Source organism: Tropicimonas marinistellae (assembly GCF_001509585.1).
GTDB classification, from domain to species: domain Bacteria; phylum Pseudomonadota; class Alphaproteobacteria; order Rhodobacterales; family Rhodobacteraceae; genus Tropicimonas; species Tropicimonas marinistellae.
In genome coordinates this window covers 12,999-37,063 of the sequence record NZ_LNCI01000013.1, presented here as the reverse complement: position 1 = coordinate 37,063, position 24,065 = coordinate 12,999, and the positions used below count along the sequence as shown (strand labels likewise).

At 62.8% G+C, this 24,065-nt stretch carries 23 protein-coding genes; 13 read left to right on the top strand and 10 right to left on the bottom strand.

Annotation, left to right across the window (positions count from 1 at the left end; genetic code table 11):
• Window positions 1–161 precede the first annotated feature (161 nt).
• Window positions 162–2,510, bottom strand: coding sequence for a DNA topoisomerase IV subunit A (locus ARC39_RS22185; RefSeq protein ID WP_068118123.1), 2,349 nt, complete (start codon window positions 2,508–2,510; stop codon window positions 162–164).
• A 140-nt stretch (window positions 2,511–2,650) separates the two neighbouring features.
• Between ARC39_RS22185 and ARC39_RS26310 the strand changes: the two genes are divergently transcribed.
• The 6 genes from ARC39_RS26310 to ARC39_RS22155 all read left to right on the top strand — a co-directional run bounded on the left by ARC39_RS26310 (window position 2,651) and on the right by ARC39_RS22155 (window position 7,117).
• Window positions 2,651–3,352, top strand: coding sequence for an SH3 domain-containing protein (locus ARC39_RS26310; protein WP_068118121.1), 702 nt, complete (start codon window positions 2,651–2,653; stop codon window positions 3,350–3,352).
• A 59-nt stretch (window positions 3,353–3,411) separates the two neighbouring features.
• The gene (locus ARC39_RS22175) at window positions 3,412–4,242 is read left to right on the top strand and encodes an SDR family oxidoreductase (protein WP_068118118.1); all 831 of its coding nucleotides are present in this window, start codon (window positions 3,412–3,414) and stop codon (window positions 4,240–4,242) included.
• 59 nt (window positions 4,243–4,301) lie between these two features.
• The gene (locus ARC39_RS22170) at window positions 4,302–4,505 is read left to right on the top strand and encodes a twin transmembrane helix small protein (protein WP_068118114.1); all 204 of its coding nucleotides are present in this window, start codon (window positions 4,302–4,304) and stop codon (window positions 4,503–4,505) included.
• Between the two features lie 2 nt (window positions 4,506–4,507).
• The gene (locus ARC39_RS22165; RefSeq protein WP_068118110.1) at window positions 4,508–5,080 is read left to right on the top strand and encodes a cob(I)yrinic acid a,c-diamide adenosyltransferase; all 573 of its coding nucleotides are present in this window, start codon (window positions 4,508–4,510) and stop codon (window positions 5,078–5,080) included.
• A 349-nt stretch (window positions 5,081–5,429) separates the two neighbouring features.
• Entirely contained in the window at window positions 5,430–6,191 is a 762-nt protein-coding gene (locus tag ARC39_RS22160) for an electron transfer flavoprotein subunit beta/FixA family protein (RefSeq protein ID WP_068118107.1), read from the top strand.
• A complete protein-coding gene (locus ARC39_RS22155; RefSeq protein ID WP_068118105.1) occupies window positions 6,191–7,117 on the top strand; it encodes an electron transfer flavoprotein subunit alpha/FixB family protein in 927 nt (308 codons plus the stop codon). The genes ARC39_RS22160 and ARC39_RS22155 overlap by 1 nt, the downstream gene beginning before the upstream one ends.
• 72 nt (window positions 7,118–7,189) lie before the next feature.
• Here the strand turns inward: ARC39_RS22155 and ARC39_RS22150 are convergent, their stop codons facing one another.
• Window positions 7,190–8,008 (bottom strand): DUF6473 family protein, encoded by an 819-nt coding sequence (locus ARC39_RS22150; protein WP_068118103.1) that lies wholly within the window; start codon window positions 8,006–8,008, stop codon window positions 7,190–7,192.
• Between the two features lie 184 nt (window positions 8,009–8,192).
• Between ARC39_RS22150 and ARC39_RS22145 the strand changes: the two genes are divergently transcribed.
• Window positions 8,193–9,068 carry a 3-hydroxybutyryl-CoA dehydrogenase gene (locus ARC39_RS22145; protein ID WP_068118100.1) on the top strand — a complete coding sequence of 292 codons (876 nt, stop codon included), beginning with the start codon at window positions 8,193–8,195 and terminating at the stop codon, window positions 9,066–9,068.
• A 103-nt stretch (window positions 9,069–9,171) separates the two neighbouring features.
• Here ARC39_RS22145 and ARC39_RS22140 read toward each other — a convergent pair whose 3' ends face one another.
• The 7 genes from ARC39_RS22140 to ARC39_RS22110 form a co-directional block, all read right to left on the bottom strand.
• Entirely contained in the window at window positions 9,172–10,029 is an 858-nt protein-coding gene (locus ARC39_RS22140) for a lysophospholipid acyltransferase family protein (protein WP_068118097.1), read from the bottom strand.
• An 81-nt stretch (window positions 10,030–10,110) separates the two neighbouring features.
• Entirely contained in the window at window positions 10,111–10,389 is a 279-nt protein-coding gene (locus ARC39_RS22135) for an HPr family phosphocarrier protein (protein WP_068118094.1), read from the bottom strand.
• Window positions 10,390–10,791, bottom strand: a complete 402-nt coding sequence (locus ARC39_RS22130; protein WP_068118091.1) for a PTS sugar transporter subunit IIA — start codon at window positions 10,789–10,791, stop codon at window positions 10,390–10,392.
• A 1-nt stretch (window position 10,792) separates the two neighbouring features.
• Window positions 10,793–11,719, bottom strand: coding sequence for an RNase adapter RapZ (gene rapZ, locus ARC39_RS22125; protein WP_068118090.1), 927 nt, complete (start codon window positions 11,717–11,719; stop codon window positions 10,793–10,795).
• The gene (locus ARC39_RS22120; RefSeq protein WP_078059418.1) at window positions 11,716–12,192 is read right to left on the bottom strand and encodes an HPr kinase/phosphorylase; all 477 of its coding nucleotides are present in this window, start codon (window positions 12,190–12,192) and stop codon (window positions 11,716–11,718) included. The genes rapZ and ARC39_RS22120 overlap by 4 nt, the downstream gene beginning before the upstream one ends.
• A gap of 57 nt (window positions 12,193–12,249) precedes the next feature.
• Window positions 12,250–13,992: a sensor N-terminal transmembrane domain-containing protein gene (locus ARC39_RS22115; RefSeq protein WP_078059417.1), complete on the bottom strand. Its 1,743-nt coding sequence runs from the start codon at window positions 13,990–13,992 to the stop codon at window positions 12,250–12,252.
• The gene (locus ARC39_RS22110; RefSeq protein ID WP_068118084.1) at window positions 13,961–14,662 is read right to left on the bottom strand and encodes a response regulator transcription factor; all 702 of its coding nucleotides are present in this window, start codon (window positions 14,660–14,662) and stop codon (window positions 13,961–13,963) included. Before ARC39_RS22110 ends, ARC39_RS22115 begins: the two co-directional genes overlap by 32 nt.
• Before the next feature lie 335 nt (window positions 14,663–14,997).
• Between ARC39_RS22110 and ARC39_RS22105 the strand changes: the two genes are divergently transcribed.
• The 5 genes from ARC39_RS22105 to modC all read left to right on the top strand — a co-directional run bounded on the left by ARC39_RS22105 (window position 14,998) and on the right by modC (window position 21,386).
• Window positions 14,998–16,866, top strand: a complete 1,869-nt coding sequence (locus tag ARC39_RS22105) for a phosphoenolpyruvate carboxykinase (GTP) (protein WP_268874356.1) — start codon at window positions 14,998–15,000, stop codon at window positions 16,864–16,866.
• A 221-nt stretch (window positions 16,867–17,087) separates the two neighbouring features.
• Complete coding sequence (locus tag ARC39_RS22100; RefSeq protein ID WP_068118080.1) at window positions 17,088–18,686, top strand: phosphoenolpyruvate carboxykinase; 1,599 nt, start codon at window positions 17,088–17,090, stop codon at window positions 18,684–18,686.
• Between the two features lie 144 nt (window positions 18,687–18,830).
• Window positions 18,831–19,604: a molybdate ABC transporter substrate-binding protein gene (gene modA, locus ARC39_RS22095; protein ID WP_068118078.1), complete on the top strand. Its 774-nt coding sequence runs from the start codon at window positions 18,831–18,833 to the stop codon at window positions 19,602–19,604.
• The gene (gene modB, locus ARC39_RS22090) at window positions 19,558–20,304 is read left to right on the top strand and encodes a molybdate ABC transporter permease subunit (RefSeq protein WP_068118076.1); all 747 of its coding nucleotides are present in this window, start codon (window positions 19,558–19,560) and stop codon (window positions 20,302–20,304) included. Before modA ends, modB begins: the two co-directional genes overlap by 47 nt.
• Complete coding sequence (gene modC / locus ARC39_RS22085) at window positions 20,301–21,386, top strand: molybdenum ABC transporter ATP-binding protein (RefSeq protein WP_068118072.1); 1,086 nt, start codon at window positions 20,301–20,303, stop codon at window positions 21,384–21,386. The genes modB and modC overlap by 4 nt, the downstream gene beginning before the upstream one ends.
• Before the next feature lie 28 nt (window positions 21,387–21,414).
• Here modC and ARC39_RS22080 read toward each other — a convergent pair whose 3' ends face one another.
• Window positions 21,415–22,188 (bottom strand): sulfite exporter TauE/SafE family protein, encoded by a 774-nt coding sequence (locus ARC39_RS22080; protein WP_068118071.1) that lies wholly within the window; start codon window positions 22,186–22,188, stop codon window positions 21,415–21,417.
• A 152-nt stretch (window positions 22,189–22,340) separates the two neighbouring features.
• Here ARC39_RS22080 and ARC39_RS22075 point away from each other — a divergent pair, with 152 nt between their 5' ends.
• The gene (locus ARC39_RS22075) at window positions 22,341–24,038 is read left to right on the top strand and encodes an acyl-CoA dehydrogenase family protein (protein ID WP_068118068.1); all 1,698 of its coding nucleotides are present in this window, start codon (window positions 22,341–22,343) and stop codon (window positions 24,036–24,038) included.
• Window positions 24,039–24,065 lie beyond the last annotated feature (27 nt).

The window sequence follows — 24,065 nt, the reverse complement described above, 5'->3', positions numbered from 1 at the left end:
CTGAGCAGAGTCTGAATGCCTCCAGCGGGGATATTTCAGGACAGAAGAAAACCATGGCGCGATATTCCGACCATTCTTCTGTCCGCAAATATCCCGGGGGAGTCGCGGCGTGCCGCGACGGGGGCAGCGCCCCCTAAAAAGGCGCCGGCGGGGAACGGCGATCAGCTGAACTTGTTGTCGCGCGGGAAGCCATAAGGCGGCTGGCGGCCGACAGACGCGCGTTTGCCAATGTAGGGCGAGAGGTCCTTCTCATGGCGCGTCTGGCCGTTCGGCATGGTCCATTTGAGACCCTCCTCTTCCTGGAAGGTCGTGAGGTCCGACAGCCCGCCATCCAGTTCGAGGGTCCCCTGGCGTCCACGGCTCTGGTTGTATTTCTGGATTCGAACGCCCTTGCCTCGTGTCATTTCCGGAAGCTCGGAGATCGGGAAGACAAGAAACTTGCGGTTCTTGGAGACCACGGCGACGTGGTCGCCGTTCACGGCCTTGCAGATCACCGCCGAGACCTCGCCCTTCACGTTCAGCACCTGTTTGCCGCTGCGGGTCTGGGCGAGCACATCATCGGCGGGGACGACGAAGCCGTCGCCAGCCGAGGAAGCGACCAGCAAACGCTGTCCGGCGCGGTGGATCATCAGCGCGACAATTTCCACCTCGTTGGGCAGATCGACCATGAGGCGCACCGGCTCGCCCATGCCGCGGCCGCCGGGCAATTGCGAGGCCGAGAGCGTGTAGAACCGTCCATTGGTGCCGAAGACCAGCAGCCGGTCGGTGGTTTCGGCGTGGAACAGGAAGCGGCCTTCGTCGCCGTCCTTGAATTTCAATTCGGAATCAAGCGCGATATGGCCCTTCATCGCGCGGATCCACCCCATACGGGAACAGACGACGGTGATCGGTTCGCGGTCGATCATCGCTTCGAGAGGCACTTCCGCCACCTCGACCGCCTCTGCAAAGCCCGTGCGCCGTGCGCCGCCGGGCGCCTTCTTGCCGAACTTGGCACGGATCTCCTTGAGTTCTTCGCCGATCCGGCCCCATTGCAATTCCGGGTCATCGAGCAGATCCTGCAGGCCGGCGCGCTCTTCCATCAGCGCTTCCTGCTCGGAGAGCAACTCCATCTCTTCGAGCTTGCGCAACGAGCGCAGGCGCATGTTGAGGATCGCTTCCGCCTGGACTTCCGACAACGACCCTTCCTCGCCATCGCGAAGCGGGGCAGGTGGCACGTAGTCGGCCTCGCTGAGCGCGCGTGGGAAGTCCTGCCCCCATTGCTCGCGCATCAACGCGTCTTTCGGCGCTTCGTCGTAGCGGATGATCTCGATCACCCGGTCGAGGTTCAGGAAGGCGATCACGAAGCCTTCGAGTACCTCCAAACGGTGGTCGATCTTCTCCATCCGGTGTTGCGATCGCCGCACCAGCACGTCGCGGCGATGGTCGAGGAAGGCGCGCAGCACTTCCTTGAGCGAGCAGACTTTGGGCGTGCGCCCGTCGATCAGCACGTTCATGTTCATGGAGAACCGCGTTTCCAGGTCGGAATTTCGGAACAGCATGTTCATCAGCACATCGGCGTCGACATTGCGCGAGCGCGGCTCCAGAACGATGCGGATATCCTCTGCGCTCTCGTCGCGCACATCGGCCAGTATCGGCACTTTCTTTGTCTGGATCAGTTCGGCCAGTTTCTCGATGAGTTTCGATTTCTGGACCTGATAGGGGATCTCTGTGACCACGACCTGCCATTGTCCGCGGCCGATTTCCTCGATTTCCCAACGGGAGCGGAGTCGGAACGCACCGCGGCCAGTTCGGTAGGTTTCCGCAATGCTCTCCCTGGGTTCGACGATCACCCCGCCGGTTGGGAAATCCGGTCCCGGAACGAAGTTCAGAAGCGTATCGTCACGCGCATCGGGCGTCTTGATCAGGTGCAGGCAGGCGCCGACCAGTTCATCGAGATTGTGCGGCGGGATATTGGTCGCCATGCCCACGGCAATGCCGCTGGCGCCGTTCGCGAGCAGGTTCGGGAAGGCGGCCGGCAGAACTTCGGGTTCGGTCAGGGTGCCGTCGTAGTTCTCGCGGAAATCGACGGCGTTCTCGGAAAGGCCTTCCATCAGCGCTTCGGCGGCGGCGGTCAGGCGGGCTTCAGTGTAGCGCGAGGCCGCCGGATTGTCGCCGTCGATGTTGCCGAAGTTGCCCTGTCCGTCCACGAGCGGATAGCGGATCACGAAATCCTGGGCCAGTCGCGCCATCGCGTCGTAAATCGCCCCATCGCCATGCGGATGGTAGTTACCCATCACGTCGCCAGAGATCTTGGCCGACTTCCGAAAGGCGCCGCTCGAGGTGAGGCGCAACTCGCGCATGGCGAAGAGGATGCGCCGGTGCACCGGTTTCAAGCCATCGCGGGCGTCCGGCAGTGCCCGGTGCATGATCGTGGAGAGCGCATAGGTCAGGTAGCGCTCGCCAATCGCCCGGCGCAGGGGTTCGGAACTCTCCAGGGGCTCGTTGTCGGGGCGGTCCGCTTCGTCGCTCATGGATCGTTGTGTATCCAAGGCCGCAGGCGCGAACAAGCGGTTCCGAAACGCACCGTTTTCGCATTTGGCAACGTCAACATGGTATGCTGTCGGGACCGGGGGGTGATTCCCACCAAGTTTATTTTTTTGGAGGACTTTTCATGCTGGGACGGTATGTGGCCGGCACGCTGCTTGTTCTGGGTGTCGCCATGTTGATGGCACCGCCCGCGGAGGACGATACGCATGCAGTCGCCGTGACGCGCGCGGATACCGCGCCTTCAACGTTGATTGCTCCAGATCGCCAGACCGTGAGCAAGCCGCCCGTTGCATTGGTGGAAACCACCAGCACGCGGAGCACAGGCACGGCAGAACCGTCGGTGCCGGAGCCGACGCCTGCAAGTGCGTCCCCTGGCGGCGTCGAAGCTGCCGTTATGGAGGCGTTGAACCTCGATGAAAGCGAGCAGGTTGACCTCGCGCAGGAAGAGGATGCGGGCGTTGGCAATGGGGCGGCGATTCTGGCGCTCGCGGGAGACAGCCTTGCGCCGTCCGGTCAATCGGAAGGCGGTGTGCTGGCGGGCCTGTCCGACCCGGGTTTCTTTGCGGTCGGAGACGGCGGGCGCAGCGCGGCGCAGGAGGAGGCACAACAAGCACAGGCCACCCTGCTCTACGTGACGGGCACGCGCGTTAACGTGCGGGCCGGGCCGTCGACGGCATATCGTGTCGTGGGCACGGTCGCGCGCGGCGATCTTGTGGAGTTGGTGTCGTACGAGGGGGCCGATTGGGCCCGAGTACGCACAAGCGAGGGCACGGAACCCGGGTTCATGTCGCGCAGTTTTCTTGCGCGGAGTCTCGGCGACGGCTGACGACTTGCGCCCGCGCGGCGGACGCGCCATGAGGGGACCGGCAAAGGCAGGTTCCCTCGATGGCAGGAAAATCCATACTCATCACCGGCTGTTCGTCCGGCATCGGATATGGTGTGGCACATGACCTCGCGGCGCGAGGCTGGCGTGTTTTTGCCACCTGCCGCGCCGACGCGGATTGCGAGAGACTTCGCAGCGAGGGATTGGAGAGTTTCCGTCTCGACTACACGGATGAAGCGTCCATTGCCGAGGCGGTTGGCGAGGCCGTGGACCGCACCGATGGCACCCTGGATGCGCTTTTCAACAACGGTGCCTTCGCGCTGCCCGGTGCGTTGGAGGACCTGCCGACTGACGGGCTTCGAGCCTTGTTCGAGACCAATGTCTTCGGCTGGCACGAGCTTGTCCGCCACGTGATCCCGGTCATGCGGGCGCAAGGCCATGGACGGATTGTACAATGCTCTTCGGTCCTTGGGCTCGTTCCGATGAAATGGCGCGGCGCATATGTCGGGTCAAAATACGCGATCGAGGGGATGACGGATGTGCTGCGGCTGGAAATGGCGGGTACCGGCATCAAGGTCGTGCTGATCGAGCCCGGCCCGGTGACCTCCAAGATACGGGTGAATTCGATCCCGCATTTCGAACGCTGGATCGACTGGGAGGCGTCCCCGCGTGCCGCACAATACAAGGCCAGCCTGCTCAAGCGCCTCTATGAAGATCGCGGTCCTGACATGTTCGAGCTTCCGCCCTCAGCGGTGACACGCAAGCTCCTGCATGCGCTCGAAAGCGCGAACCCGCGCCCGCGCTACTACGTGACAACGCCGACTCACATCATGGGTGCGTTGCGCCGGTTGCTGCCGACCCGCGCATTGGATGCGATCATACAGAAAGGTTGAAGAGGGCTTCGCAATCGGCGCGGCAAGGGCTATGTCCCTTCGCAGCCTAGGGAGAAACCATGCTGTCTGATCCGCTCTTCCTCATCGTCGTCATCGCCGTCGCGGTGGTGCTACTGATCTTGCTGACCGGAATCGGCGGGTTTGCGAAGGGCGGTGCGTTCAACCGAAAGCACGCAAACCGTATCATGCGGTACCGGATCGCCGCCCAGTTCGTGGCGATCCTCCTTGTGCTTCTGTACGTCTACCTGCGCCGTGGAGGCTGAACATGGTCGTTCTGAACAAGATCTACACCCGAACCGGTGACAAGGGCACCACGGCGCTTGGCAATGGCACCCGCGTACCGAAATACGCCCAACGGGTGGACGCCTATGGCACGGTGGACGAATGCAATTCGACGATCGGCGTCGCGCGTCTCCATGCAAATGGGGAGATGTCGGATCGCTTGGCGGCGATCCAGAACGACCTGTTCGATCTCGGCGCCGATCTCTGCCGGCCAGAGATGGAGAAAGACGCCGATGCCGAGTATCCGCCGCTGCGCATGAATGCGGCGCAGGTGGAGCGTCTGGAATCGGAAATCGACGCGATGAACGCCGATCTTGCACCGCTGCGAAGCTTTATCCTGCCTGGAGGTTCCGCACTCGCGGCGCATCTGCACCTTTGCCGGACGGTCTCGCGGCGTGCGGAGCGGTTGGCCGTCGCGCTCGCCGAACAGGAGTCGGTTAACGAGCATGCGGTCAAGTACCTCAACCGCCTGTCGGACTGGTTCTTTGTTGCCGCACGCAAGGCGAACGACAACGGTACAGCCGATGTCCTTTGGGTTCCCGGCGCGAACCGATAGGCGGATCGGCAGTCGAAAATCGCGCTGACAGACAGGATGTTAGCGGCCGTCCGGTTTTCCGATTGCGCGCGTCGAACGGGTCAGACGCTTGCGGATTTGGAAGGCTCGGGGCCGGTTTGGAAGGGGGGAAACCTCACGCGGATGCTGCGTTCGCACGGTGGTATTCGTGCATCACGCCGGTGAAACTCGAAACATTCTTGCGGGGGGCGCGACAAAAAACGCGGCGTCTGCGGCGTATCACCTGTCGCTTTTTTGCTGTTGCAGCGACGGACGCTCCGCTAGGAAGTGGTCCGATGGAAATGAATTGCAACTGCCGGCCGGGGAGGCTGGCGATTAGGGAGACACGTGAATGAAGGTCCTCGTACCCGTCAAGCGCGTGATCGACTACAATGTGAAGGTCCGTGTGAAGGCGGACGGTAGCGGCGTCGATCTTGCCAATGTGAAGATGTCGATGAACCCATTCGACGAGATCGCCGTCGAGGAGGCGATCCGGCTGAAGGAAAAGGGTGTGGTGAGCGAGATCGTCGCGGTCTCCATCGGCGTGAAGCAGGCGCAGGAAACCCTGCGGACCGCCCTCGCCATGGGCGCCGACCGGGCGATCCTCGTCGAGGCGACGGACGATGTTCACACCGATATCGAACCTCTTGCCGTGGCCAAGATCCTCAAGGGGATCGTGGAGGAAGAAGAGCCCGGTCTGGTCCTTTGCGGAAAGCAGGCAATCGACAACGACATGAACGCCACCGGTCAAATGCTCGCGGCATTGCTGGGCTGGGCGCAGGCGACGTTTGCTTCCGAGGTCGGCGTGGACGGCGATCAGGCCGTGGTGACCCGCGAAGTCGACGGTGGATTGCAGACCATCAAGGTGCAGTTGCCGGCCATCGTTACGGTGGATTTGCGGTTGAACGAGCCGCGCTATGCGTCGCTTCCCAACATCATGAAAGCCAAGAAGAAGCCGCTCGATGCCAAGACGCCAGCCGACTACGGCGTCGATGTCGCACCGCGTCTGGAGGTCGTGAAGACCTCCGAGCCGGAGACCCGCAAGGCCGGTGTGATCGTCGGATCGGTGGATGAACTTGTTGCGAAACTCAAGGACGAAGCGGGGGTTCTCTGATGGCGGTTCTTCTACTTGCCGAAGTGACGAATGGCGAACTTGCGCTGGATGCGACCGCCAAGGCGGTGACGGCGGCAAAGGCGCTCGGTGAGGTAACCGTGCTCTGCGCCGGTGCCTCCGCCGCGGCCGCTGGCGACGCCGCGGCAAAGATCGACGGCGTGGCAAAGGTGCTCGTCGCCGAGGACGCATCGCTGGGGCATCGCCTGGCGGAAGCGACCGCGGCGCTGATCGTGGGCCTTTCCGGCGACTACGAGCATATCGTGGCGCCCGCGACGACAGACGCAAAGAACGTCATGCCGCGTGTTGCCGCGCTGCTGGACGTGATGGTGATCTCCGATATCACCGCTGTTGTCGACGCAAGCACGTTCGAGCGGCCGATTTATGCCGGCAACGCCATCCAGACGGTCAAATCCAGCGATGGCAAGAAGGTCATTACGGTCCGCACCTCGACCTTCGACGCTGCGGGCGACGGCGGCAGCGCGCCGGTGGAAACCGTTTCGGCGGCCGATGCGCCGACGCTCAGCGAGTGGGTCGAGGACAAGGTGGCCGAAAGCGATCGTCCGGAACTGACTTCGGCTGGCATCGTGGTGTCCGGTGGCCGGGGCGTCGGTTCGGAAGACGATTTCAAGCTGATCGAAGCGCTGGCCGACAAGCTGGGTGCGGCAGTGGGCGCCTCGCGTGCCGCGGTCGATTCGGGGTTCGCGCCGAACGACTGGCAGGTTGGCCAGACCGGCAAGGTCGTGGCACCGGAGCTCTACATCGCCGTCGGCATCTCCGGCGCGATCCAGCACCTGGCGGGCATGAAGGACAGCAAGGTGATCGTCGCCATCAACAAGGACGAGGAAGCGCCGATCTTCCAGGTCGCCGACTACGGGCTCGTCGCCGACCTGTTCCAGGCCGTGCCGGAACTGACCGAGAAGCTCTGAATCGCACCATGGCGTGTGAAGCGGGCCCGCCTTGTGCGCGGGCCCCTTTTTTTCTTACCGCCCGCCGAAAACCTACCGCACCATGTTTTTCAGAACCGGCGCCAACGCTGCTGCCGCCTCCGCATGGACGCCGGCGCCTGGCGTGTGATGTGCCGCAGGTGCTTCCAGTTCCGAATAGGCCATTCCGTCAGAGGGCCAGCCTTGGCTGGGCGTGCGGTAGACGACCTCGACGATGTCGTCGACATGGGGCCGCAATTGCTCGATCATCTGGCGGTCGATGAAGCGGGGGTCCGAATCGCCGCCCGTTTCCTCCGGCGCATGGTCGGCCAGCCATAGAAGCACCCGATGGCAGCGGATTCTGCCGAGCCAGGTTTTCATTCGGGCAACCCAAGCCGCCTTCAGCTCATCGGCCAGCAGGTCGAACCGCCTCGGGCATTCCGCCTCAAGCGCCTGCAGAAGGTGGCGGGTAAAGGTGATCTCCGAGAAATCGACGTCTCGGTATATGGTCTGCATGAGCGCAGAGGGTTTGATAAACCGGTCGTTCCGGCGCGGATGGACGGAGTAGAACCGATTCGACAGGTTCGCCGCTCCAAGCACCTGAATTACGGCGGCTCGTGCCTGCTCCGCGACGCCAAGCAGAGCGTGGTCCTGCACATAGGCGTCGATGCCCGCGTTGACGCAGCCCATGTTCACCGTCGTGCACTCGAGCGCGTCGCCGAGCAGATCCGGAAACGGTCGCTCGATGAACTTGCCGTAGGTCTCGATTCCGCCGAAGAATACCGCGAATCGGCCGTCGAGGGGTTTTCGCGGCCCCCGAAACAGCAGTTTGGACCCGCCGTAATGACACGGAAAATAGTCTAGGGCTCCATCGCCCGGATGCTCGAAAGCCATCCCTCCACCTCGTTTTTTTCACACCCGGGCAGCAGAGTCTCCCGATGGCGTTTCGAATTCGCTAAACGGACATGTTGAGACGATTTACAGCGATCATGCGGGGTCGGTCGCGCTGGATCATTTTGCAGGTGCAGAATATGATCCCCTGGAATTCGCAGGCCTGCATCCACGGAAGGATGGAAACATGGAAATCAAAACCGTAGGCATCGTTGGCGCGGGGCAGATGGGCAACGGCATCGCGCATGTGTTTGCCCTCTCCGGGTACGATGTCACCTTGAACGACATCAGCCAGGAGGCGCTGGACCGTGGATTGGGAACGATCCGCAAGAACCTGGACCGGCAGGTTTCGAAAGAGAAGATATCGGCAGAGGATCGGGATGCGGCACTGGCGCGTATCCATCCGACGCTGACGCTCGCCGATCTCGGGAAGATGGATCTGGTGGTGGAATCCGCCTCTGAACGCGAGACCATCAAGAACGCGATTTTCGAGGATTTGCAGCCGCATCTGAAACCCGAGACGATCCTGACTTCCAACACGTCGTCGATCTCGATTACCCGGCTCGCAAGCCGCACCGACCGCCCGGAACGGTTCATGGGACTACACTTCATGAACCCCGTGCCGATGATGAAACTGGTGGAACTGATCCGCGGCATTGCGACGGATGAACCAACCTATCAACTTCTGCTGGACGTGGTGAACAAGCTCGGAAAGACCGCGGCCAGCGCCGAGGATTTCCCCGCGTTCATCGTCAACCGGGTATTGCTGCCGATGATCAACGAGGCGGTTTACACGCTCTATGAAGGCGTCGGTAACGTGCAATCGATCGACACCGCCATGAAGCTGGGAGCCGGGCACCCGATGGGACCCCTTGAGCTGGCCGATTTCATTGGTCTGGACACCTGTCTTGCCATCATGAACGTGCTCCACGACGGCCTGGCGGACACAAAGTACCGGCCTTGCCCGTTGCTTGTGAAATACGTTGACGCAGGCTGGTTGGGTCGGAAATCGGGGCGCGGGTTCTACGATTATCGCGGCGATACGCCGGTTCCGTCCCGCTGAGCGCATTCAGGGCTGTAATCCTATCGACCGGGGGGCGTCGCCCCCCGCGAATGTCTCACGGACCCAAAGGTGGGGCGGAAGATATTCGAGAGGTGCCTCGGCGTTATTGGCTGGATTTCAGGGCCAGTGTCCGCTCGCGCAGCCACGCCATGAATCCACGCGGGTTGCTGGACCACGAGGCCAGATCCTCGCGCTCAATGACGTGACCGACAACCGGCGCTTGTGGCTTGTTGAGCGCATGCACCACCTCGTAGAGCAGCAGGCCCTGGCGCAACGTGGCGGAAATGCAGTTGGCCATCTGGTACCAGCGTGAATTGCTGCCGGGAAAGAAGATCGGCAGCACGCGCGCGCCGGATCGCTGGATCATCTTGGCGGTGAACGGATTCCATTCCCTTTCGACCGGCGGGCCGAACAGCGTATCCGAAGACGCCACCACGCCGGACGGAAACAGCACGATACAGCCGCCGTCGTTGAGATGCTTCATCGCCTTGCGGCGCATTTCCAGATTCTGCTGCAATGCGTCTTCCTCGTGCGCGAAAGGCACGGGGATCATGAAAGGGTCGATTTCCCCGACACCGGTGAGCAGCGAACGCGTCAGGATCTTGTAATCCGTCCGGCGGCGACCGATCAATTCGGCCAGCACCATGCCATCCACCAGCCCGTGGGGATGGTTGGCAACGATTATGAGCGGGCCCGATTGTGGGATGCGGTCGATCTGCACCTGTGGGGTTTTGAGCGCGATCCCCATGACGTCGAGCGCCTGTTTCCAGAAAGCCTGGCCATTCGGAACACCCATCGCTTCGAACTTGCGGATCAGGCGCAGAAGACGCAACTTCCCGGTGACCGCCTCCATTGCGTGGATGAGCCCAACCTGCACCGGGTTTTCAAAGGTATTGGCATAGGAGAGCCGCCGCCTGTCATACGGCTGGTCGGCAAGGTTTCCGTCTCCCTGTCCAAGCAACTGACGGGTCGGACGGCGCGCGAATACAGGCCTATGCTGGGTCGATTCCACCAAAGAGCATGAACTCCGAATTCATCCGTCTCACATATCTTCGCCGAACCGGTTTGCGACGAGGTCCGCCAGGGCTTTCGCAAGTTCCTCAGCCTGCGGGCCGCTGGTCTCGACTTCAATAGAGGTTCCACGGGAACCTGCCAACATCAAAAGGCCCATGATACTGTCGCCGGCAGCGTCCAGCCCATCCTTGCGAACCTCTGCCGTTGCGTCAAAGGCTTCAACGGTTTCCACGAACTTCGCCGACGCGCGGGCGTGCAGACCTTTTTCGTTGATGATGTCCAGAACCTGGGTGACGGTATTCGGCATTCAGCGGCTGGCCCCCGGCGTTCCGTCGAAAGAGTTGATGTACTTGCGGCCCGCTTTCAATGCCGTTCGGACGGCATCGTCAACCGCCATCTGCCGTGACTTGGCCAGCTTGATGAGCATCGGCAGGTTGGCGCCGTAGAGGATCATCCGGTTGGCCTTGTCGCAGGCCCTGAGCGAGAGATTGGAAGGAGACCCACCGAACATATCCGTCACAACAACCACGCCGTCGCCCGTGTCCACCGCATTGGCTGCATCGAGGATCTCGGCCTGCTTCGCGACACGATCGTGTTCCGGCGCAATGGCGATGGCGCGCATGCCATCCTGTCTGCCGACGACATGCTCGACCGCAGCAAGATACTCGTTCGCCAGGCCGCCGTGGGCGACGATCACGATACCGATCACCTCAAGACCCCGTTTGCGCTGCGCTACCGCCCTGCGCGGCACGTCGCTCCAGTTCCCGATGCCTAATTGACACCTGCCAACCGGCATCCGCAAGCGTATTCCCGAGACGTTCCGCCAGTGTCACCGACCTGTGTTGCCCTCCGGTACAGCCGAAGCCGATCGATAGGTAGGATTTCCCCTCTTCCACGTAGGCCGGCAGCAGAAGCAGCGTCAAATCCCGCACCTGCGCGAAGAAGGAGGCGAAGCGCGGGTCCTCCATGACGTAGCTTGAAACCTCGTCCGAAAGCCCGTCGCACCCGCGCAATGCTGGTTCCCAGTACGGATTGCGCAGAAAGCGGCAGTCGAACACCATGTCCAGCCCGCGCGGAAGGCCGCGCTTGTAGGAAAACGAGTGGACCGACAGGGCGAGGCGCGTATCGACGCCGCCGGCCCCGAACCAGCGGGCGATCTCTGCCTTGAGGTCGTGAACGGTAAGCTCGGACGTGTCGATCATGATATCCGCCCGCTGGCGGATCGGTTGCAGCAGATCGAATTCGCGTGCGACGCCGACGGTGGGGCTTTCCGCAGGGGCCATGGGGTGGCGCCGGCGCGTCTCGGAATACCGGCGTAAGAGCACATCCGGCCGGCAGTCCAGGTAGAGCAGTTCCATGTCCCGGTCGCCCAGACCGTCCACCAGTTCGAGAAAGGCCTCGGTCGAGAAATCGCGGTTTCGCGTGTCGATACCGAGTGCGAGGGGCGGGCCGGCGTGCGGACCGTCCATCAGGCGAGGCACGAGGCTGAGCGGCAAGTTGTCGATCACCTCGAATCCGAGGTCTTCCAGGGCGCGGATCGCGGTACTTCGGCCGGCGCCTGACGGCCCGGTAACAAGGACGATCCGCGGTGCCGGCGCCGGGGCGGCAGCGAATATCGGGGTGTCCGTTTGGGTCATGGGGTTTCACGCCGGTTTCGAAGACAGTGGAGCAATGCACTTGCGAAATGCACAGCGGGAGGGCGGTAGAGCAAGGTGACCGTTTGGCCAAGGATGGTTGTCTCCCTCCGAGGCGGCAGGCGGTGCTCTTCCGTCCGGTCGAGATCCAAAGCCAGCACAAGCTCGGCTTCCGCGCAATAGGGGAGGCGCAAAAGGCCGACGTTCCGGGCCTCGATTCTCCCTGCGATGGGACTTGGGGGCGATACGATCAAACCGGACGTGTCGCTGCGAACCACGGTCCGGTCATCGGCGACGAGGGTGGCTCCGAGGGAGATGAGGTCCAGTGCGACGGTGGATTTTCCACTGCCCGATGCGCCGAGAACAAGTAGCGCTCGACCGTCGACCGCGACGCAGCTCGCATGCAGTATCGTTTCATGCGCGACGGTGCCGCCCGCATCGGTCGATGCCTTTTCAGAGTTGGACCCATTGGCCATGTCGGTCCGCACGTTGTCACCCTGTGGGGGAGGAGGCGACGCCGGCCCGGTCATGGGTCAGATCGGCAAACCGACCACGAAACGGGCTCCCAGGGGATCTGAGGTAATGTCCGCTTCGGTCGGGCGAATGTTTTCCGCCCAGATGACGCCGCCATGGGCTTCGACAATCTGCTTTGAGATCGCAAGGCCGAGCCCGGAGTGATCGCCGAACTGACCGGCGGGCCGCTCGGAGTAGAAGCGGTTGAAGATCTTGGTCAATGCTTGTTCCGGGATACCCGGGCCGGTGTCCTCGAACACCACGAGAACCCGGTTCTCGCGCTTGCGGACCCAGACGCGCACCGCGTCGCCTTCCTCGCAGAAGCTGATGGCATTGGTGATCAGGTTGACGAAAACCTGAGCAAGGCGCGCCTCCAGGCCGAACACCATGATTGGCTGCCGCGGAAGATCGGTGATGAACTCCACACCCTTCTCGTTGGCTTCCTGACCGAGGTAGTCGGTCAGGTTCGTCAACATGTGCAGGAGGTCGAACCGCTCCTCGTCTTCCCGGACGAGTTCGCTATCCAGACGCGAGGCGTTGGAAATGTCGCTGACCAGCCGGTCCAGGCGGCGCACGTCGTGGTCGATAACGTCAAGCAGCTTTTCCCGCTGGTCATCGCGCTTGGCGACGCGCATGGTGCCCACCGCCGAGCGCAGCGAGGCCAGCGGGTTCTTGATTTCGTGTGCCACGTCGGCCGCGAATTGCTCATTTGCGTCAATCCGGTCGTAGAGCGCCGCGACCATTCCGCGAAGTGCGCCAGACAGCCGCCCGATTTCGTCGGGCCGGCCGGTCAGATCAGGGATGCGCACGCGGCCGGGCGTCATCTTGCGGGCGTTGCGGTCGCGTCCGATTTCAGCCGCCGCAGCAAGGTCGGAGAGCGGGTTGGCAATCGTCGACGCGAGCACCAGGCTCAGGCCGATCGATACGAGAATTGCGATGACGAACATCTGCAAGACCTGTTCGCGCTCCTTGCGGACGAGATAATCGATTTCGCCCGCGGCGGAGGAGACAGCGACAGACGCGACGAGGTTTTCGCCCTGCAGCACAGGCGCCGCGACCGCGAAGAGCGTCTCGCCCGCGGCGTCCTGACCGGTCGCGAACGGCGACGGGTCTGATGCGATGTCATCGACAAGCGTTTGCGCCAGAGCCTCGCCATCGGCGCCCGTGGTCTCCCGGCTGTCGGGCGTCAGCAATCGCGACGTGCCTTCCCAGATCGCGTTCAGGAAGTCCGTGATGATCGTCACGCCGCCCGGCGATTCCAGATCGAGAGGCGGGCCGGAGCGGTGGGCGACCTTTTGCCCGGCGGTGTCGAAAACGTAGACCTCCACTCCGCGCGAAAGTGCCAGCGCGTCGAGCGTAGCCTGCGGGTTTATCCCGTCCCCGCCGGCCAGACTGACCGGCGCATTTCGCGGCAATTGTGCCTCGAAGACGTTGGCGATCAGCCCGACTTCGGAATGCAGTCCGCTGACCCGCTGTTCCGTCAGGCTGTCCCGGAAAGGGTTCAGGTAGAAGACGCCGCCGACAAGGATCAGCAGCCCGATCAGGTTGAATGTGATGATCTTGCGCGCCAACGGCGAGCGGTTGAGGGTCAGGTACCCCCGCCTCTCGCGCTTGCGGCGCACATCGGCATCCGAGGCGTCCGGGCTCACCCAGTCCTCGCCAAGAACGACGTCACTATTCACTACATTGCGACTATCGCGCACGCGCGTATTCCCCTTCGGGGCTTGAGGATCACTCCTCGTTATACCTGTACCCAATACCATAAAGTGTTTCGATTGCGGAAAATTCTGGGTCAACGCTACGCATCTTCTTGCGCAGGCGCTTGATGTGGCTGTCGATGGTCCGGTCGTCGACATATACTTGGTCGTCGTAGGCGACATCCATCAGCTGATCGCGGCTCTTGACGAACCCCGGCCGCTGGGCCAGCGCCTGCAGCAGAAGGAACTCCGTGACCGTGAGCGAGACGTCGAGACCCCGCCAGCTCACCGCGTGGCGCAGCGGGTCCATCGTAAGGTCGCCGCGCACCATGATCTGCGCCGTGTCGGGCTCACCGGCCTCATCCGCGTTGATGGCTTCCTGACGGCGAAGCAGGGCCCGGATCCGTTCGACCAGAAGGCGCTGCGAGAAGGGCTTCTTGACGTAGTCGTCGGCGCCCATGCGAAGTCCGAGTACCTCGTCGATCTCGTCGTCCTTGGACGTCAGGAAGATCACCGGCATCGCGGTCTTCTGTCGGAGCCTCTGCAAAAGGTCCATCCCATCCATTCGAGGCATCTTGATGTCGAGCACGGCCATGTCCGGAAGCCTTCGGTTGAAAGCGTCCAGTGCAGACTGTCCATCGTTATAGGTCTCGACCTCGAAACCCTCCGCCTCGAGGGTCATGGATACCGAGGTCAGGATATTCCTGTCGTCGTCAACGAGCGCGATACGCGACATGGCGGTGTTCCTTGTACTGCTCATGATCCATTTTTCGGCACATTTTCTCGCTTCGACGCTGCGGAATCAACAAGGAATGCGAATCGCATGCGGGTCGGTGTCGGCGGTGGCCGCTATTTCGGATGCGAATGACTAATTTGCATCACATTGCCCCGAACCCACAATGTACCACGGCATGCAGCAAAGGAAACCCCGCCATTCGACAGGCCCGAAAGTGCGTCGTTAGCGGTAACATGCCGGTCGTGTCGCAGTCCATTCTCACTTTGGCGCTGCTATACGAGCCTCGCCGGGCCAAGGTGGCCCAGGCCGGCAGGTCCCCCCCCTGCGCAATCTGACTGCAATCCGAGGAGGAAAGCATGGAAGCACCAACCACCAATGCCCGGCTGATCAAATGGGTCGACGACATGCAGGCCCTGTGTAAGCCCGATCAGGTCGTGTGGTGTGACGGTTCCCAGGAAGAGTACGACCGGCTTTGCCAAGCGATGGTAGATGCCGGAACGTTCATCCGCCTCAACCCCGAGAAACGACCCAACAGCTATCTCGCGCGCTCCCACCCGTCCGACGTCGGCCGGGTCGAGGACCGGACCTTCATCTGCTCCAATAACAAGGACGATGCAGGCCCCACCAACAACTGGGCAGCGCCGGCCGAGATGCGGGAAACCCTGAACGGCTTGTTCGACGGCTGTATGAAGGGCCGTACGATGTACGTCATTCCCTTCTCCATGGGCCCGATCGGCTCGCCGATCTCGAAGATCGGGTTCGAGATCACCGACAGCCCCTACGTTGTCACCAACATGCGCATCATGACCCGCATGGGCCAGGAAGTGCTGGATGCGCTCGGCGCGGACGGCGACTTCATCCCATGCATTCACTCGGTTGGCGCGCCGCTCGAGCCCGGACAGGAAGACGTGCCGTGGCCCTGCGAAAGTGACATCCAGAAAAAGTACATCGTCCACTTCCCCGAGACCTACGAAATCTGGTCCTACGGCTCCGGCTATGGCGGCAACGCGCTGCTCGGCAAGAAATGCCTGGCCTTGCGGATCGCCTCGGTGATGGCCCGCGACGAAGGCTGGCTCGCAGAGCACATGCTGATCATGGGCATCGAGTCGCCGGAAGGCGAGAAGACCTATCTTGGCGCCGCCTTCCCGAGCGCCTGCGGCAAGACCAACCTGGCCATGCTGCTGCCGCCGAAGGGTTTCGATGGCTGGAAGGTCTCGACGGTGGGCGACGACATCGCCTGGATCAAGAAGGGTCCGGAAGGCGAACTGCGCGCGATCAACCCCGAGGCCGGGTTCTTCGGCGTGGCTCCGGGTACGAACCGTGCGACGAACCCGATCGCCATGGACACGATCGAGAAGGACGTCATCTACACCAACTGCGCGCTCACTGACGACGGCGACGTCTGGTGGGAAGGCATGACGAAGGAGAAGCCCGCGCACCTGATCGACTGGAAAGGCAACGACTGGACTCCCGAAAGCGAGACCCCGGCCGCGCACCCGAACGCCCGCTTCACGGCGCCGGCTGCCAATTGCCCGTCCGTCGACCCCGCATGGGAAGATCCCGCAGGCGTTCCGATTGCCGGCTTCGTGTTCGGCGGCCGGATGTCCAAGGAAATGCCGCTGGTCTACCAGGCCTTCAACTGGAGCCACGGCGTCTACCTTGCCGCCACCATGGGATCGGAAGCTACGGCCGCTGCGATCGGTCAAGCCGCCATGCGGCGCGACCCGATGGCGATGCTGCCGTTCTGCGGCTACAACATGGCCGACTATTTCTCCCATTGGCTGAACGTCGGCCGCAAGGTCTCGAACCCGCCGCGGATGTTCCGCGTCAACTGGTTCCGCAAGGACGAAAACGGCAAGTTCATCTGGCCGGGCTTCGGCGAGAACATGCGCGTGCTGAAGTGGATCGTCGACCGTGTCCACGGCCGTGGAAACGCTGTCGAGAGCCCGATCGGCTGGATGCCGCGTCACGAGGACATCGAATGGGCCGGTCTCGATTTCCCGGCTGAGACGTTCTACGAGCTGATGGAAGTCGGTCGCGAGGCGGGTGCCAAGGAAGCGCATGCCCACGAAGAGCAATTCGACAAGTTCTTCGACCGCTTGCCGAAGGAATTCATCTTCGAGCGCGAACTCCTTCGCTCGCGGCTGTGGCGCTCCCCGGATCACTGGGAACTGGCGACGCCGCGTGGCGAACCCACGAAGTAAACTCGATTGGCGGCGGCTCAGTCCGCCGCCGATTTCCTGCACGGCGGCCGAAAGGCCGCCGTGTTCGCGCTAACGCGTGGCACTTGTCGCAGTCCAAGATCGAATCCGCAGTGCTATACGGGTCCTGCCGGGCCGAGGTGGCCTTGCTGGCAGGCACATTTCCCGCCAGCCGTTTAGACTGAAAATGGACGACCGCTGGTGCGGTCCATAGGAGCGATCACATGACGAACGGACGTGTTAACCCGGCGATGCGCCTGGAGGACCAGGGTATCACTGGCCTCGGCAATGTGTATTACAACTTTCTCGTTTCGCAGCTTCTGGAGCACACGGTCTCGAAGGGCGAAGGCCACATCGGCCTTGGCGGCACCGTGCTAGTCAATACCGGGAAATTCACCGGACGGTCCCCAAAGGACAAGCGCGTGGTCCGCAACGACGTGACCGAAGACACCATCTGGTGGGAAAATAACACGGCGATGACGGAAGAGGGGTTTGCCAACCTCAAGGCCGACATGCTCGAGCACATGAAGGGCAGAGACTATTACGTCGAAGACCTTTACGCCAACGCCGATCCCGTGCACCGGCTCAATGTCCGGATGGTCACCGAGTTTGCCTGGCATGGTATCTTCATGCGCCACATGCTGCGCCGTCCGGCCCGCGTCGAACTCGACGCATTCGTGCCTGAACTAACCGTCATCAACTGCCCGTCGTTCCAGGCGAATCCCGAGCGCCACAACTGCCGCTCCGAGACCGTGATCGCGCTGAACCTGAAGGAAAAGCTGATCTTGATCGGCGGCACCGAGTATGCCGGCGAAAACAAGAAATCGGTATTCACAACGTTGAATTACCTGCTGCCCGAGAAGGGTGTCATGGCGATGCATTGCTCGGCGAACCACGCCGTCGGAAAAACCGAGGAATCGGCGGTGTTCTTCGGCCTGTCCGGCACCGGCAAAACCACGCTTTCTGCCGACCCCAAACGTGTGCTGATCGGTGACGACGAGCACGGCTGGGACGACAAGGGCATCTTCAACTTCGAGGGCGGTTGCTACGCCAAGACCATCAACCTCTCGCCCGAGGCCGAACCCGAGATCTACGCCACAACGCGGATGTTCGGGACGGTTATCGAGAATATGGTCTACGACGAGGACAGCCTGAAGCTGGATTTCGACGACGACAGCCTGACGCCGAACATGCGTTGCGCCTATCCGCTGTTCTATATCGACAATGCCTCGGCGACGGGCGTTGCCGGCCAGCCCAAGAACGTTATCATGCTGACCTGCGACGCCTTCGGTGTGCTGCCCCCGATCGCTAAGCTGTCGCCGGAGCAAGCCATGTACCACTTCCTGTCCGGCTTCACCTCCAAGGTGGCCGGTACCGAACGGGGCATCACGGAGCCGCAGCCGACCTTCTCCACCTGCTTCGGCGCGCCCTTCATGCCGCGGCGTCCGGAAGTTTATGGCGACCTGCTGATGAAGAAGATCGCCGACAGCGGCGCGACCTGCTGGCTGGTCAACACCGGCTGGTCCGGTGGCGCCTACGGAACCGGTTCGCGGATGCCCATCAAGGCCACCCGCTCGCTGCTTTCCGCCGCGCTCGATGGCACGCTCAAATCCGTTGCCTTCAAGAAGGATCCGTTCTTCGGCTTCGACGTGCCGGTGGAAGTACCTGGTATTGAGACCGACCTGCTGCACCCGCGCGACACCTGGAAGGACAAGGCCGCCTTCGACGTGCAGGCCGAAAAGCTCGTGGGCATGTTCAAGGACAACTTCGAACAATACATGCCTTACGTGAGCGATGACGTGAAAGCCGTCGCGATCGGTTGATCCCCTCCGCGTTCTGCGCATTCGGACGGCCCGGTTTTTCCGGGCCGTCTCTTTCCGTCTGCCGCCGTGCGACACCGGAGCGCCCTTGCCGCGGGCTGACTGGCAGCGCACACTTTGGCGGCCATTCGCCCTCGTGAACGCCCTATGAGATCAAGTCCTTCAATCCTGCTGGCCATCCTGTTGGTCATTTCGGTGGCGCTGCCTGCGCATGCCGGGCAGGTGCTCGTCTTCGCCGCGGCGAGCTTGCGCGATGCCATGCAGGCGGTCGCCTCGGATTGGGAACGGGCAACGGGGAACAGGGTAATCCTCTCGCTCGCTGGAAGCTCGACGCTTGCCCGTCAAATCGAAGCGGGTGCTCCCGCCGATCTCTTCATTTCGGCGAACGCGGCCTGGGTGGACGCGCTCGGGCGAAAAGGGCTGGTCCGGGAGGAGGGCCGGCGCGATCTGCTCACAAATTCGCTTGTCGTGGTGGCCCACGATCCCGCCGCCAAACCGTTGGATTTCGAGAGCAACGATGATCTCGCCTTGCGCCTCGGTGACGACCGCCTCGCCATGGCGCTCGTGGAGGCCGTCCCTGCCGGGGTTTACGGCAAGGCGGCGCTGCAATCGCTGGGATGGTGGGAGGAAATCTCACCGAACGTCGCACAGGCCGATAACGTGCGTGCCGCGCTGGCGCTCGTCGCGACCGGAGAGGCGCCCTTCGGGATTGTCTACGCAACCGATGCGCTCGCGGAACCACGGGTAACGCCGATTGGAGTATTTCCACCGGAAAGCCACCCGCCAATTGTTTACCCCATGGTCCTGTTGCACGACGGCACGTCGAGGGTGGCGGAGGATTTCGCGGAGTATCTCGCAAGCCCTGCGGCGGGCCATGCCTTTGTTGCCCACGGTTTCGGGCTCGCTGGGGCGGACGGCTGACGTGGCGGGCGGGTTGTCTCCGGAGGCCTGGGAAGCCGTTGCGCTCTCGCTCAAGGTTTCGTTTTGGGCCATGCTGGCAAGCCTGCCGCTGGGAATCGCGGTGGCGCTGCTGTTGGCACGCGGCAGTTTTCCCGGGAGGCAATTGCTCAACGGCGTGGTGCACCTGCCATTGATCCTGCCACCGGTTGTCACCGGCTACCTGTTGCTTCTCGCCTTCGGACGACGAGGCCCCGTCGGGGCATTTCTCTACGACACCTTCGGCATTACCTTCGCCTTCAACTGGAAGGGGGCGGCGCTCGCGGCGGCCATCATGGCGTTTCCGCTCATGGTGCGGGCGATCCGGCTGTCCATAGAGGCCGTCGATTCCGGTCTCGAAGAAGCCGCGGCCACGCTCGGGGCGGGGCGGCTTCGTGTTTTCGCCACCATCACCCTGCCGCTCATTCTGCCGGGGATAATCGCCGGCGCCATTCTCGCCTTTGCGAAGGCTATGGGCGAGTTTGGAGCCACGATTACCTTCGTTTCGAACATCCCCGGCCAGACTCAAACCTTGCCGTCGGCTGTCTACACGTTCCTGCAGGTTCCGGGCGCCGAGGTTCAGGCTGCGATCCTTGTGGGGATCTCGATCTGCCTTGCCATGGGCGCGTTGCTCGCCTCCGAGTTGCTCGCCCGACGGGTCCGGCGGCGAATGGAGGGGCAATGACGCTCGTGATCCGCCTCCGTCACAGCCTGCCGGGGTTCTATCTCGACGCGGCATTCGACGCGCCAGACGGGGTGACGGCGCTTTTCGGCCATTCGGGTGCCGGCAAGACGACCATCGTGCAGGCGGTCGCCGGCCTTCTCCGGCCCGAGGAAGGCTACGTCGCTGTGGACGGTTGGGTCATGGGGGACACATCCGCCAGGAAATGGCTGCCGCCGCATCGGCGTGGTGTCGGCTACGTCTTTCAGGATGCGCGGCTGTTTCCACATATGAACGTTCGAAGCAATCTGGCCTACGGATTGCGCGCGCAACGTCGATCTCCCGATAGCGAGGCGTTCGACCGCATCATTGAAATGCTCGGAATAGCGCACCTGCTCGCGCGGCGGCCTGCGGGGCTCTCGGGCGGTGAGAAACAACGGGTCGCCATCGGCCGCGCTCTGCTCGCCCGGCCGCGTCTCCTGCTGCTCGATGAGCCCATGGCCGCTTTGGACGAGGCTCGGAAGGCCGAGATCCTGCCGTTTCTCGAACGCCTGCGCGACGAGATCCGTCTGCCAATCCTCTACGTCAGCCACGCGTTGCCCGAGGTGGCGCGCCTTGCGACAACCGTCGTGGTGCTGGAACAGGGCAGGGTGGTTCGCGCCGGTTCCACCGCGGAGGTCCTTTCCGATCCCGACGTCGTGCCGAGCTTCGGTCCGCGGGCCGCCGGCGCCGTGCTTGAGGCCCGGATCGTTGCGCACCACGGGGACGGTCTGAGCGAATTGCGCACCTCGGAGGGGACCCTCCTTCTGCCGGGGGTCTCCGGCCCGCCCGGGCGTTTGCTGCGCGTACGTATCCCCGCGCACGAGGTCATCTTGTCGCGCGCGCGCCCGGAGGGATTGTCGGCGCTCAACATCCTGCCTGCGACTGTCATTGCGATGCGCGACGATGGCGACGGCGGGGTTGTCGTTCAGCTCGCATCCGGCCGCGACCGGCTGCTGTCGCGCATTACGCGCCGTTCGGTGCGCGCGCTGGCCCTGGAACCCGGCGTCGCATGCCACGCAATCGTGAAATCAGTCGCGGTTGCACGGTCCGGCATGACAGAATGACCTCTCGCCCTATCGGCGATTTGCGGGGTCACATGATTGCCCGGCGGAGCAGGTTGAGCCCGGCCAGCATCAGAACGACAAGCGTCGCCTTGCGGAACATTTCCTGATCCAGCCCGTCCTGAACCCTTTGCCCGATCCACATTCCCGCGAGGGCGGGCACAAGCATGAGCCCGGAAAAGGGCAATGTGCGCGTGTTCAGGACGCCGGATTGCAGGTGTGTGGCAACCAACAGCACCGCAGCCAGAGCGAAGGCGACGCCTTGCGTGCGCACCTGTTCGGCTTTGGGCGTGCCAAGCGCGGTGAGGTACATCACGAGCGGCGGTCCCCAGACGCCGGAAATACCGCCGACGATCCCGGACGCCGCGCCCAGACCGACCTCTGCGACCCGCTGGTTCTCCGGCGCGATCCGCGGCCGCCAACCCACGATCTGCAGGAGCCCGAACCCCGTGATCGGAATGCCGATGAGGGCATAGACAATGCGCGGGTCCAAGGCTGTCACCAATTGCCCAGCCAGCAGGATGCACGCGCCGCCAACAGCGAAATAGATCCTGAAACGGCGAACCGCCCGCCACGCGGCGGCAATGCCGTCACGCAATGCCTGCATCACATTCGTCACCAATGTCGGAAGAATCAGCCCGGCCAGCGCCAGTTCGGGCGACAGGAAGGATGCCAGGCCCGATATCATGATCATCGGCATGGCGAATCCGGTGGTTCCCTTCACGAAACCGGCGACAAACGTGATGCCGAGTGCAAGGGCCAGAAACGCGGGGGTGAGGCCGTCGGCGGACAAAGCTGCAATCATGGGCTGCCCTTAGCCGATCCGCTGCGATCTCGCACTTGCAAAATCCAACGAGACATAAAGGGTGTAAATATCGGCCGTAATTGAAATTATGTTGCGCTGCACCTGCAAACAACCTATGTCCTTACGGAACGCGAAGATGAAGGATTCGAGTCATGCCGCATGATGGACAAGACCTGCCCCAGGCGGAGGCCGGGAGCGCTATTCTCGACGATCTGCTGACGCTGACGAGGGCGGCGATTTCACCCGTAAACGAGTTGGTCGATGCCGCAACAGTGGCGGTCAAGGCGCGTGTCGTTGACGGGGATCGGGTCTCGGGCGCGCTTCTTGAACAGAACCAGACCGCCGCCCATGCGCTGGCGTGGCTGGCAACCTATGCGCAGTCGCTCACCCAGATGCAGGCCTGGGCGGAACGTCTGGAGGCCGATGGGAAATTCGGCGAGATCGAACAGCTCCTCCACCAGATCGCCTTTGGCGAATATCTTCTGCAGATCCAGGGCGGCATCCCGATGAGCCAGACGGAGATCGTCCGGGTGCGCGACATGGGGCTGGACGAGCTGGAGGACCTGCAGCGGCTGCACACGACCGAGATCACGCGCCTCTGCCAGAACGGCAATTCGCAGCGCGCGCGCACGCGGTTGGTGGAGCTGATGCAGGAGCAGGCGGCGAATATCACCGTCGGCGCGACCGGGCTCGACGACGAGTTGGAGATGATCCGCGAGCAGTTCCGCCGCTACGCGGTCGAACGTGTGGAGCCGAATGCCCACGAGTGGCACCTCAAGGACGAGTTGATCCCGATGGAGATCATCGAGGAACTGGCCGAGATGGGGGTTTTCGGCCTGACCATTCCGGAGGAGTTCGGCGGCTTCGGCCTCACGAAAGCCTCGATGGTTGTCGTCTCGGAGGAGCTTTCGCGGGGCTATATCGGGGTCGGATCGCTCGGAACGCGTTCCGAAATCGCGGCCGAGTTGATCCTGGCGGGCGGCACGGACGCGCAGAAGGAACACTGGCTTCCGAAGCTGGCCAGCGCCGAGATCCTGCCCACCGCCGTCTTCACCGAGCCGAACACCGGCTCCGATCTCGGTTCCCTGCGCACCCGCGCGGTGAAGGACGAGAATGGCGACTACACGGTGACCGGCAACAAGACCTGGATCACCCATGCCGCGCGGACCCATGTGATGACGCTGCTCGCCCGGACCGATCCGGACACGACCGATCACAAGGGGCTCTCCATGTTCCTGGCCGAGAAGACGCCGGGTACGGATGAGGACCCCTTCCCGACCGAGGGCATGACCGGCGGTGAGATCGAGGTGCTGGGTTATCGCGGCATGAAGGAATACGAGCTCGGCTTCGACAATTTTCACGTCAAGGGCGAGAACCTGCTCGGCGGTGTCGAGGGGCAGGGCTTCAAGCAGCTTATGAAGACCTTCGAGGCGGCGCGCATCCAGACCGCCGCCCGTGCCATCGGCGTGGCGCAGTCGGCGCTCGATATCGCCATGCAATACGCGCAGGATCGCAAGCAATTCGGAAAGGCGTTGATCGAGTTTCCGCGTGTTTCGGGCAAGCTGGCGATGATGGCGGTGGAGATCATGATTGCCCGGCAGTTGACCTATTTCTCGGCCTGGGAGAAGGATCACGACCAGCGTTGCGACCTGGAGGCAGGCATGGCCAAGCTTCTGGGGGCGCGCGTCGCCTGGGCGGCGGCGGACAATGGCTTGCAGATCCACGGCGGCAACGGCTTCGCGCAGGAATATGCGATCAGCCGGGTGCTTTGCGATGCGCGGATTCTGAACATCTTCGAGGGGGCCGCAGAGATTCAGGCGCAGGTGATCGCGCGGCGGCTGCTGGGCTGAGCCGGACCTGGGTGTCTCACCGTGAGA

What these genes read in the sequence shown, in the direction of transcription:
- ARC39_RS22150 (WP_068118103.1), bottom strand. Translation starts at nt 8,008, where the DNA reads ATGGCTTTCGAGCATCCGGGCGATGGAGCCCTAGACTATTTTCCGTGT.
- ARC39_RS22115 (WP_078059417.1), bottom strand. Translation starts at nt 13,992, where the DNA reads ATGGTATTGGGTACAGGTATAACGAGGAGTGATCCTCAAGCCCCGAAG.
- ARC39_RS22145 (WP_068118100.1), top strand. Translation starts at nt 8,193, where the DNA reads ATGGAAATCAAAACCGTAGGCATCGTTGGCGCGGGGCAGATGGGCAAC.
- ARC39_RS22110 (WP_068118084.1), bottom strand. Translation starts at nt 14,662, where the DNA reads ATGTCGCGTATCGCGCTCGTTGACGACGACAGGAATATCCTGACCTCG.
- ARC39_RS22075 (WP_068118068.1), top strand. Translation starts at nt 22,341, where the DNA reads ATGCCGCATGATGGACAAGACCTGCCCCAGGCGGAGGCCGGGAGCGCT.
- rapZ (WP_068118090.1), bottom strand. Translation starts at nt 11,719, where the DNA reads ATGACCCAAACGGACACCCCGATATTCGCTGCCGCCCCGGCGCCGGCA.
- modC (WP_068118072.1), top strand. Translation starts at nt 20,301, where the DNA reads ATGACGCTCGTGATCCGCCTCCGTCACAGCCTGCCGGGGTTCTATCTC.
- ARC39_RS22155 (WP_068118105.1), top strand. Translation starts at nt 6,191, where the DNA reads ATGGCGGTTCTTCTACTTGCCGAAGTGACGAATGGCGAACTTGCGCTG.
- ARC39_RS22120 (WP_078059418.1), bottom strand. Translation starts at nt 12,192, where the DNA reads ATGGCCAATGGGTCCAACTCTGAAAAGGCATCGACCGATGCGGGCGGC.
- ARC39_RS22080 (WP_068118071.1), bottom strand. Translation starts at nt 22,188, where the DNA reads ATGATTGCAGCTTTGTCCGCCGACGGCCTCACCCCCGCGTTTCTGGCC.
- modB (WP_068118076.1), top strand. Translation starts at nt 19,558, where the DNA reads ATGCCTTTGTTGCCCACGGTTTCGGGCTCGCTGGGGCGGACGGCTGAC.
- modA (WP_068118078.1), top strand. Translation starts at nt 18,831, where the DNA reads ATGAGATCAAGTCCTTCAATCCTGCTGGCCATCCTGTTGGTCATTTCG.
- ARC39_RS22100 (WP_068118080.1), top strand. Translation starts at nt 17,088, where the DNA reads ATGACGAACGGACGTGTTAACCCGGCGATGCGCCTGGAGGACCAGGGT.
- ARC39_RS22160 (WP_068118107.1), top strand. Translation starts at nt 5,430, where the DNA reads ATGAAGGTCCTCGTACCCGTCAAGCGCGTGATCGACTACAATGTGAAG.
- ARC39_RS22170 (WP_068118114.1), top strand. Translation starts at nt 4,302, where the DNA reads ATGCTGTCTGATCCGCTCTTCCTCATCGTCGTCATCGCCGTCGCGGTG.
- ARC39_RS22135 (WP_068118094.1), bottom strand. Translation starts at nt 10,389, where the DNA reads ATGCCGAATACCGTCACCCAGGTTCTGGACATCATCAACGAAAAAGGT.
- ARC39_RS22165 (WP_068118110.1), top strand. Translation starts at nt 4,508, where the DNA reads ATGGTCGTTCTGAACAAGATCTACACCCGAACCGGTGACAAGGGCACC.
- ARC39_RS22185 (WP_068118123.1), bottom strand. Translation starts at nt 2,510, where the DNA reads ATGAGCGACGAAGCGGACCGCCCCGACAACGAGCCCCTGGAGAGTTCC.
- ARC39_RS22175 (WP_068118118.1), top strand. Translation starts at nt 3,412, where the DNA reads ATGGCAGGAAAATCCATACTCATCACCGGCTGTTCGTCCGGCATCGGA.
- ARC39_RS26310 (WP_068118121.1), top strand. Translation starts at nt 2,651, where the DNA reads ATGCTGGGACGGTATGTGGCCGGCACGCTGCTTGTTCTGGGTGTCGCC.